The 9,107-nt window shown below is 66.6% G+C and carries 10 protein-coding genes; 4 read left to right on the forward strand and 6 right to left on the reverse strand.

Going from position 1 to position 9,107, the window contains the following annotated elements; all coding sequences use genetic code 11:
* Positions 1–20 precede the first annotated feature (20 nt).
* Genes AC5P8J_RS05630 through AC5P8J_RS05650 form a run of 5 tightly spaced genes read right to left on the reverse strand, consistent with a single transcriptional unit; the run spans position 21 to position 6,377 of the window.
* Positions 21–1,766, reverse strand: coding sequence for a putative porin (locus tag AC5P8J_RS05630; RefSeq protein ID WP_021202285.1), 1,746 nt, complete (start codon positions 1,764–1,766; stop codon positions 21–23).
* A 42-nt stretch (positions 1,767–1,808) separates the two neighbouring features.
* A complete protein-coding gene (gene tolA, locus AC5P8J_RS05635; protein WP_021202284.1) occupies positions 1,809–2,474 on the reverse strand; it encodes a cell envelope integrity protein TolA in 666 nt (221 codons plus the stop codon).
* A 39-nt stretch (positions 2,475–2,513) separates the two neighbouring features.
* Positions 2,514–2,927, reverse strand: coding sequence for an ExbD/TolR family protein (locus AC5P8J_RS05640; RefSeq protein ID WP_005409874.1), 414 nt, complete (start codon positions 2,925–2,927; stop codon positions 2,514–2,516).
* A gap of 10 nt (positions 2,928–2,937) precedes the next feature.
* Positions 2,938–4,722, reverse strand: coding sequence for a DUF2341 domain-containing protein (locus AC5P8J_RS05645; RefSeq protein ID WP_494539918.1), 1,785 nt, complete (start codon positions 4,720–4,722; stop codon positions 2,938–2,940).
* A 38-nt stretch (positions 4,723–4,760) separates the two neighbouring features.
* Positions 4,761–6,377 carry a ShlB/FhaC/HecB family hemolysin secretion/activation protein gene (locus AC5P8J_RS05650; RefSeq protein ID WP_494539919.1) on the reverse strand — a complete coding sequence of 539 codons (1,617 nt, stop codon included), beginning with the start codon at positions 6,375–6,377 and terminating at the stop codon, positions 4,761–4,763.
* Positions 6,378–6,578: 201 nt separating this feature from the next.
* Between AC5P8J_RS05650 and AC5P8J_RS05655 the strand changes: the two genes are divergently transcribed.
* A complete protein-coding gene (locus tag AC5P8J_RS05655; protein ID WP_029550783.1) occupies positions 6,579–6,914 on the forward strand; it encodes a hypothetical protein in 336 nt (111 codons plus the stop codon).
* A 90-nt stretch (positions 6,915–7,004) separates the two neighbouring features.
* Here the strand turns inward: AC5P8J_RS05655 and AC5P8J_RS05660 are convergent, their stop codons facing one another.
* Positions 7,005–7,454, reverse strand: a complete 450-nt coding sequence (locus tag AC5P8J_RS05660) for a general secretion pathway protein (protein WP_197575918.1) — start codon at positions 7,452–7,454, stop codon at positions 7,005–7,007.
* 115 nt (positions 7,455–7,569) lie between these two features.
* On the opposite strand from AC5P8J_RS05660, the gene gspH reads away from it, so the two are divergent.
* The 3 genes from gspH to AC5P8J_RS05675 are packed head-to-tail and all read left to right on the forward strand — an operon-like array spanning position 7,570 to position 8,986.
* Complete coding sequence (gspH, locus tag AC5P8J_RS05665) at positions 7,570–8,016, forward strand: type II secretion system minor pseudopilin GspH (protein ID WP_049409494.1); 447 nt, start codon at positions 7,570–7,572, stop codon at positions 8,014–8,016.
* Positions 8,013–8,375 (forward strand): type II secretion system minor pseudopilin GspI, encoded by a 363-nt coding sequence (gene gspI, locus AC5P8J_RS05670; protein ID WP_494539920.1) that lies wholly within the window; start codon positions 8,013–8,015, stop codon positions 8,373–8,375. Before gspH ends, gspI begins: the two co-directional genes overlap by 4 nt.
* Positions 8,372–8,986: a prepilin-type N-terminal cleavage/methylation domain-containing protein gene (locus AC5P8J_RS05675; protein ID WP_134729060.1), complete on the forward strand. Its 615-nt coding sequence runs from the start codon at positions 8,372–8,374 to the stop codon at positions 8,984–8,986. The genes gspI and AC5P8J_RS05675 overlap by 4 nt, the downstream gene beginning before the upstream one ends.
* Positions 8,987–9,107: the final 121 nt, after the last annotated feature.

The following is a 9,107-nucleotide window of genomic DNA, read 5'->3' on the forward strand; positions in this document are numbered from 1 at the left end:
GATCCACATCACGCCGTCACTCAGAACCCGGAATTGAACTCCAGCTGGAACACGTCGATCGACAGTGGAGCACCGGACACTTCCTTGGCCGCCATCCACTTGCCGCTGATCCAGCTGCGCGCGTCCAGCGCGTAGGCGCCGCCCACGTAGTAGCCGCGGGCGTTGGTGCCACCGAGGTGGAAGTTCGGGTCGTTGTAGGCATCGGGCAGCGCATCGGCCTCGATATGCTTGTAGCCCAGCAGCGCCTGCCACTGGCCCTTCTCCTTCAGGTCGGTGGCACCGAAGGTGGCCTGCACCATCCATGCGGTGTCGCCACTGCGGAAGGTATCGATGCTGGCGGCGCCACCGGCACCGTAGTTGTTGACGATGCCGTTGTTGGCGCGGCTGAACATGGCCTGCTTGTCGTAGGCCAGGTTGCGGATGTAGTCGCCATCCAGGCGCAGGCCGATGCCCTGAGCCAACTGCGTATCCCAGCGCAGGTTGAGCGTGGCCAGGCGGAATGCCGAGGCCAGGCCGACATACTGCGGGGTCGGCGTGTTGGCCGGGTCCAGCGGATTGCGCGCGATGTCGCGGATCAGCATCAGGGTATTGCCCTTCTGCATGAACGCTGGGCGCGACCAGTCGGTATCGCAGCCCACCGCGCCCGCATATAGCGCGCACGGCGAGGACAGGCGGCCGCTGATGTTCTTGAAATCGTAGTAGCCCAGTGCGGCACGCAGCGCATTGTCGTCGTTGAAGCGCCAGTTCATGCCGACCTGTGCACCGGACAGCCACTTGTTCTCGTTCGGGGTCTTGACCCGGCTCTGGCTGGGCGAGCTGTCGGAGGTGTACTCCAGCGGTACCACCGCAAGGTTGCCGAACAGCTCGAGATCTCCCCCGTTGAAGTCGTGTTTCAGGTTGGCGGCCAGGCCGTCGAAGTTCAGGTCGTTGGAGAACAGCGTATCGCTGGTCCAGAACGGATTGCCGAAGCGGCCGCCGCGCACCGTCACCCAATCGGCCGGGCTGTAGGCCAGCCAGGCCTGGTCCAGCCACACGTCCTTCTTGCTCAGGCCACCACCCAGCTGTTCGGTGGTTGACACCGGGCCATTGCTGCTGCCGCTGGCCAGGCGCACGCCGGCCGTGGTGTGCTGGCCGATGGTCGCCTCGATGCCCAGGCGAGCGCGGATGCGCCACAGGTTGCGGCGGTCCTGGCGGGTGTTCAGCAGCGGCGGCAGCTGCAGGTTGGTGTTGGTGTTGGTGTCGAAGCCGTTGCCGGAATTGATCGACGACCAGTTGCTCACGATGTCGCTGTTGCGTTCGGAGAAGAAGCGCGACTCGCTGCGCACGCGCATGTCGCCGGTGACCTTGATGCGCTTGGTCCACTCAGCCACTTCGTTCGGTGCCGCCCAGCCCTCGGACCTGGCCTGCGCCATCACGTCCTGGCGCACTTCGTCACGGATGCCGTCGCGCACGCTCTGCGGCACGTAGGGCACGCGCACGTCGCCGGCCTCCAGGGCCACGCCACCGCTGGCGGCCGAAGGTACGGTGGTCGCGGTGCGCGACGCGGCCGCTGCTTCAGCCTCGGCCTGCACCAGCAATGCCTGGCCGTCTTCGGGCTTCAGCGCGCCACTGGCGATCAGGCCCTTGATCAGCTTGACCATGGTGGTTTCTGCGGCCATCGCACCGGCCGGGGCGGCCAGGCTGAGCAGCACGGCGCAGCACAGCAGCGCCCGTCGGGCCGGCCGCGAGCAGCGGGAGTCGGTTCGTGCGCGGTCGTGGTCGTTCATCACGGTTCTCATCCAAAGAAGGGAAATCACGGAAGTCGGGAATCAGGCCCCGGGACGGCGGCCCTGGATCAGCACGCGGGCGGGGAAATCGAGCGACGGCGGCGGTGCCTGGTCGACCTTGCCGATGCGTCGCAGCGCATCGAGCACGGCCGCGTCGGCCTCCCCGTTGCCACTGCCACGCACCAGCTCGACCTTTTCCAGGCGGCCATCGTTGGACAGCCACACATTCACCTGCAGCTGGAACGCCAGGCGCTTGACCTTGTCGTCGCGCGAGATCGCCTGCTGCATCAGGTAGCCGAGATAGCGCCCATAGGTGGCATTGCCGGCGCCGCCACGGCCGACGCCGGACGAACCGCCGCCACTGCCGGACTGGATGCCGAAGTTGTCACCACCGGCCTGCGCATCGGCATTCATCGTCACCGGGTCTGCATTGTCCGGCGTCGGTGTGGGCTCTTCAGCGGGCGTCGGCTGATCCAGCGGCTCCGGTTCGGGCATCGTTTCTTCCGGCGGCGTCTCCGGCTCCGGTGGCTTTTCCGGCGGCGGTGGCGGCGGCGGAGGGGGGGGCGGCAATGCCAGCATCGGCGGCTGCACCACCGGCCTGCGGGTGCTGGCGGTGTCCTTGAACAGCATCCACCACACGGCGATGCCGAGCACCAGCAAAGCGGCAAGCACCAACGCGAAGGTCACCAGCAACTGGCGTCCGCGCATGCCGGGCTCCGGCCGAGGGGGTTGATGGGCCGTCATGCCTCAGCCCTGCGCCTTGCCGGTGACCAGGCCAACCTGGGCCAGCTCCAGCCGCCGCAGCAGGTCCAGCACCTCGACCACACGGGCGTACTGCACCTGCGCGTCACCGCGCACGATCACCGGGAAATCCGGCGTGGTCGCGCGCTCGGTGCGCAGGCGATCTTCCAGCTCGGCCATCGTCACCGGATAGGCATCCAGGAATACCTGACCACTGGGGTCGATGGTGATCGCCTTGGTCTTCGGCTTCTCCAGCGCGACGCTGTTGCTGGCCTTCGGCAGGTTGACCTCGATGCCGGGAATGGAGGCGTTGCTGGTCAGGATGAAGATCACCAGCACCACCAGCAGCACGTCGACGAAGGGCGTCACGTTGATGCCCTTCTCGCGCTTCTTGATGCCGAACTTCGCCTTCTGGCCCATGGCGCGCCCCTCAGCCCTGGACCGCGGCCGGGCCGCGCCCGTCCTGCTCTTCGGCCAGGCGCGCGGCGAACTCGTCGATGAACACCGCCATGTCGGCGCCGATCGCCTCGGCACGTGCTCCCAGGTAGTTGTAGCCGAACAGCGCCGGAATCGCGACGCCGAGGCCGGCTGCGGTACACAGCAGCGCCGCGGCCATGCCCGGTGCCACCGAATTGATGTCCACCGCGCCGGCCATCGCCGCCACCACGAACACCAGCATGATGCCGATCACGGTACCGAACAGGCCCACGTACGGCGCGCCTTCGATGGTGGTCGACAGCCAGTTCATGCGCCGTGCCATCGCTTCCTGCTCGCGCACCATCACCGCATCCATCGAGGCGCGGATCGCGGCGATGGTGGCGCCACTGAGGTAACCGCTGTTGCCATCGCGCTGGTGGCGCTGCTGCATTTCATCGATGGCCACTTGGTAGATGCGCCACAGCGAACCGTCGTACATCGCGGTGGGTGCCTTGCCCTGGCGGTCCATGTCGGACAGGGTGCGCAGCGGCACACCGGACAGCTTGCCGAAGCTCTCGGTGAACACTGCATTGGCCTTGCTGGTACGGCCGAAGTGCCGCCCCTTGGCGATCATGATCGCCCACGACAGCAGCATCATCAGGCCGAGGATAGCGACCACCACCCAGGCGTCGAACGGCATCGCCTTGAGGATGAAGGCGAAGTGGCTCTGCCCGGCGGACTGCTCGTCGGCACCGTAGCTGATCAGGCGCGAGTCGGCGCCCTGTGCGGTGGCATCGGCCAACAGCAGTGCCGCCGGTCGTGCCACGCGCGAGATACGCAGCTCATCCAGTGCGCCCTCGAAATTGGCAAGCGGCTGCACCGCGCCCGGCGCATCAGCGCCCACCACCGGCGCGGTGGTCAGCGCTGGCAGCTCGCCGCTCAGCTGGGCGACCACGCGGCCATTGAGGTACAACTGCAGTGCGCCCTTCTCCGCAGTCAGCGCCACATGCGCCCACTGCCCTTCCGGAATCGGCTGCGCCGGCGTGCTGCGCTGGCCATTGAGCTGCACGAACGGCACCCGGTTTTCGATGCCCAGCACCAGTTCGGACGCACCGTCGCGACGGGCGTAGATCGCCTGTGCAGCGTTGTTGCTGCCTGGCTTGATCCAGGCCGAAACAGTGAGCGGCGCGCCCGCCTCCTGCGCAAGCGATGCGCTGGCCGGCAGCGGCAGCGGGGCTGCACCCAACTGAACGCCGCGGCCGATCACCGAGCCTTCCGATGGCGGCACCACGGCACCGGCATTGTTGCCATAAGCGGTGGTGTCGCGTGCCGGCGCATTGGCCTCGGCGAAGTGATAGACCAGCGTATAGTCCGGATCGAACACCTGCTGGCCGTTGCCGCTGGCGGGGGCCTTTTCATTGCCGTAGTACATCCAGATCGTCTGCGGTGCCGCAGCGCTGACCGCCGGCACGTCCACCCAGACCAGCGCCAGGCCCAGCTTGGGATCGAACTGTTCGATCTGGTGGGCCAGCACGGTGCGGCCATCACCCGAGACAAAGCGCAGGTCGTTGCCCGCATCCTGGGTGCCGTCGAAGCCGAAGTTGCCGGTATGCAGGCGCAGCAGCAGCGGCGTGCGACCCGGGTCACCGGCCAGGCCCGCGCCCTGCGGGCCGGCGTCGACAGTGATCGGCTTGCGGTACTTCCATTCGGCCTGCCACCAATTGGCATCGGCCGCAGCGGCCGGCAGCGCAACCAGCGCGGCCAGCAGCAACAACACTCGGGAAAGCAAACGGTCCATGCGAAGGGTCTCCGGAGAACGCATGTTCAAGGGAAGGGTCAGTAGCTGGTGCTGATGTTGAAATGCAGGCGCGGGTCGTCCTTGCGCGTGACCGGGCCATCGGCATAAGGCCAGGCGTAGTCCAGGCGCAGTTGCAGGTGTTCACCCAGGCGCAGCTGCGCGCCCAGGCCGACCGAGGCCAGGTTGTACTTGTCGCGCTGCTCGGGCAGCGGCTGGCGCAGGCGCAGGTAGGCCGCGTCGGCAAAGCTGTAGACACGCAGGTCGGTACCGCTCCACAGCGACCACGCCGGGGTCCGCCATTCCAGGCTGGCCAGGCCGCCGTAGTCGCCGATCGCCTCGGCCGACAGGTAGCCACGCACGGTGTACATGCCGCCAGCAGCGAACTGCTCGGCCGACACCAGTGGCGCATCGGTTACCTGCAGCGCGCCACGCGCATACCACTGCCAGTCACTGCTGAAGGTGTGGGTGTTGGCCACGTCGGCCTTGAAGGCGACGAAACTCGGATCGGCCCAGTAGCGCTTCTGGCCGAAGGCGGTGGCGTCACTGCCATAGCCGAACAGGCGGCGGGTACCGGCCACCAGCTGGGTGTTGATGCTCAACTGATCCTGCTCGCCCTGGCGCACACCCACGAAGGCCAGCGTGATAGGCGCGTACTTCAGCGGCGTCTTCAGGCTGTCCTTGCCCATCTGGGTGTCTTCCTCGGTGTCCTTGAAATCCACACCGAGGCTGAGTTGGCGCCACCACTGGCTGCTGCCCGCCAGGCGGTAATTCAGCTTGACACCGATTGAATGGCCATTGCCGATCACATTGGTACCGCTGCCGGCGCCGCCCTGCCCACCTGCGTTCAGCACACGGCTGTCGGACTTGTAGCCAGACGCTTCCAGGCTCCATGGGGTACCTTCAAACGGCATCGTGTACGAGGCCGAGAACACCTTGGCCTGTTTGGTGTCTTCCGGTGCCAGGTACACGCCGATGTTGGCGCTGTGCCCGCGCTTCCACAGGTTGTCGTAGGCCAGCGATGCACTCAGGCGCAGCTTCTCGGTGTCGGCGCTGTGGTCGTTGTTGAGTGACGCGCTGGCACGCCACGGCGACTTTTCTTCGACCTGCAGGTCCACATCCATCGTGCCCGGCACCTGGCCTTCGCGCACCAGCGGCATCACCTGGCGACGCCCGCCCTCATTCAGCGCGGTCAGTTCTTTCTGGGCCTGGTCGAAGTCCGGCACCTTGCCTTCCGCCAGCGCTGGTACGCGTTCGCGGATGCGCTTGGGCGATTCGTGCTTCGTTCCCACGACCCGCAGCTGGCCGATCGGTGTCTGCTGTACCTTCAGCAGCACCACGCCACCACTGACCTGCTGCTCGGGAAGCTCCACATAGACCGACTGGTAGCCCGCCTGCTGGTACAGCGCATTGACTGCATCGCGTGCCTTCTCGACATCGGCCAGGGTCTTTCCCGGGCCGAGGAAGGGCTCGACCGCGCGCTCGATCTGGCGCGGATCGAGAACGGTATTGCCACGTACGATGTATTCATTGATGTTCACGCTGGGCGCAGGCGCTGCCTCCTGCGCGAACAACGGCAGCGGCATCGCGGCCAGGGCCAGCACCAAGGGATGCAGGCGCAAGGGAAGGCGGACGGCTCGGCACGGAACAGGAGTCATCGAAGGCATCGCGTCGTATCGAAGGTAATGGCCATGGAGCGGCGCGTGGGTCTACCAACAGGACGTGCACGTCGCGTCAAAACCGCCAACAGTTTTATGACAGCACTGTCATCTTTTGACAGCGCCGCAACGCACGCAGGCGGACCCTGCCTTCGCCACACGTCTTCATTGCAGAACGTCGATTGCTGCGGGAAGTTCGAGATGCGTGAATCATTGATAATGGAGCTGCGCGCTGCCCTCACCCTTGCGTTGCTGCTGGTGCTGGCCCCGCTTCGCGCCGACGAGGCGAAGAAGCAGGAAGGCGCCGCGCCCTGCATCGAAGTACAGGTCAATGGCGAGCGCATTCCGGCCTGGGACTGCCTGCAGCGCAAACTTGCGCCGGCATCGAAAACGGCGAAATCACCGGCGCTGCCGGAGGCCGAACGCCTGATGCGGCAGCCCGGCAACCAACTGATGCAGTACAACCTGGAAGGCACACGACAGCGCATGGGCGATGCGTTCGGGCGCTCGGTGGTGCCGCAGCGACCTGCGCGCTGAGCCAGCGCCTTTGTAGAGCCGAGCCCATGCTCGGCTGTCTTTGCATTCATCGGCGATGCCGCGCAGGCGCAGCCGAGCGTAGGCTCGGCTCTACGGTGCCGCGGGCACGATGCCATCGATCGGCACCGGCGGCAGCTCAGGCACCGGCAAGCTGCGCGATTGCCCGGCCTGGTTCAGTTCCACCGCGCTGGCACTGATGCTGGCCAGCACCGTGCAAGGTCCGAGCCGTTGGCCGGGCGCATACGCTTCCGCCGGGCGTCCATCCACCGAGAGCAGGGCCAATGGCGCATGGTCACCGGCCATCACGCCCAGCACCACCACCTCGGTCTGCACTGCACCGGGGGACAGCAGCCGCACCAGCGGCAGGCTGGCCACTGCATCGAACATCGGCCGTACCGGCGCCACGGCCTTCGCCTCACTGGCCGCGGCCGCTGGCGCCACGGCAGACAGGGTGACACTCCAATAGGCCACCACGGCCAGCAGCAGCGTCGCCGCCAGCAGGGTCAGTATGCGATTGCGATCCCAGCGCCTGCCATCCATGTTCCGCACCACCGCCACGTTCGTGTCCGCCTACGCTAGCAGCTGTGGCTGACGCTTTTGTTTCATCATGCCGGCCTACGCTGGCAGGTATCGACCCGGACAGGAGGCAACGTCGATGCAGCGCGTGCCGCGTGGTTTCACCCTGCTGGAACTGATGGTGGTGCTGGTGATCATCGGCATCTGCACGGCCGGAATCGGGCTGGGCCTGGGCAGCCTGCTCGACCCGGGCCGGCAGCTGCGACAGGAAGCCGAGCGGTTGGCGCAGCGCCTGCAGGTGGCGCGCGATGAGGCGCGCATCGATGGCCGCCCCCTGCGTTGGCAGGCCGACGCCAACGGCTATCGTTTCAGCCGCCGCGAAGGCAGCGGTTGGGTGACCGTTGAACACGATGATCTGCTGCGTCCGCAGAAGTGGCAGGCAACCGGCATTGCGGTGCAGCCCGCCAACCCCATTGAGCTGAGCCCGGAGTGGATCGGTATCGCCTGGGAGCTTGGCTTGTCGCTGGATGGTCGCAAACTGCGTCTTCGTGATGATGGCAGCGGACAGTTGCAGGTCGTGCAATGAAGCAGGCGGCACGCGGATTCACCCTGATCGAAGTGCTGATCGCATTGGCGATCGTATCGATTGCACTGGCGGCGTTGATGCGCTCGGTGGCAGTGGCGACCGACGATCAGTCACGGCTGCGTGACCGTCGCCTGGCACTGTTGTGTGCGCAGGATCGCTGGCAGGAACTGCGTCTGAGCGGACAGGCACCGCAGGATGACCGGCAGCGCTGCGTGCAGGGGCGCAGCAGCTTCCTGGTGCTTCAGCATCTGGGCACGGGCAGCGACGGCCAGCCGCAGCTGGAGCTGAGTGTGGTTGCCGAAGATGCACCCCGGCAGTCGCTGGCGCGGATGCAGTTGCCATGGACGGCGGCGCAATGACGCGCGCCGTGCGCGGTTTCACCCTGATCGAGGTGATGATTGCGATCACCATCATGGGCGTACTGGCGCTGATCTGCTGGCGGGCGCTCGACAGCGTGGCCAACAGCAATCAGCGCCTGCGCCAGGCCGATGCCGAGACCACGACGGCGCTGCGCGTGCTGCAGCAGTTCCAGCGTGATATCGAAATGCGCGCAGACGATGCGTTGATGAATGGCGCAGTGCGGCCGGCCGATCAACCGCAGCGGTTGCTACCGCCGTCGCTGGTGAGCGAGCGGCACCCAGATGGGAGCTTCGCGCTGGAGATCACCCGCAGTGTCGGCAGCGATGGGCTGCACTGGCAACGGGTACGCTGGTGGCGGCAGGGAAGTACGCTTTGGCGGGCCAGCGGCGCAGCGACGGATCGGTATCCCCTGCCGGCGCCGGATCTGTCGAAGGGCATTGCCGTGGCGCGCGAGGTACAGCGGTTCGAGGTGTGGGCATGGCAGTCCGGTGCCGGCTGGGCGCCGTTGCCGAGCGAAGGCGAAGTGCTGCCGGCCACCGGGCTGGAACTGCGGCTGGGCCTGCGTGATGGGCGTGGGCCGTTGAGTTACCGGCGCGTGCTGGAGCTGTAGGATTCTTCCCAGGCAAAGCATCCACGCACGGCGTGGATCTACGGTGGGTGCCGACCGTGCCTTGGTGGGTGCCGACCGTTGGTCGGCATTGTTGTTGGCTCCGGAATCCGCGCATTGCATG

It is taken from the genome of Stenotrophomonas sp. YJH_SMC_37 (assembly GCF_059370035.1).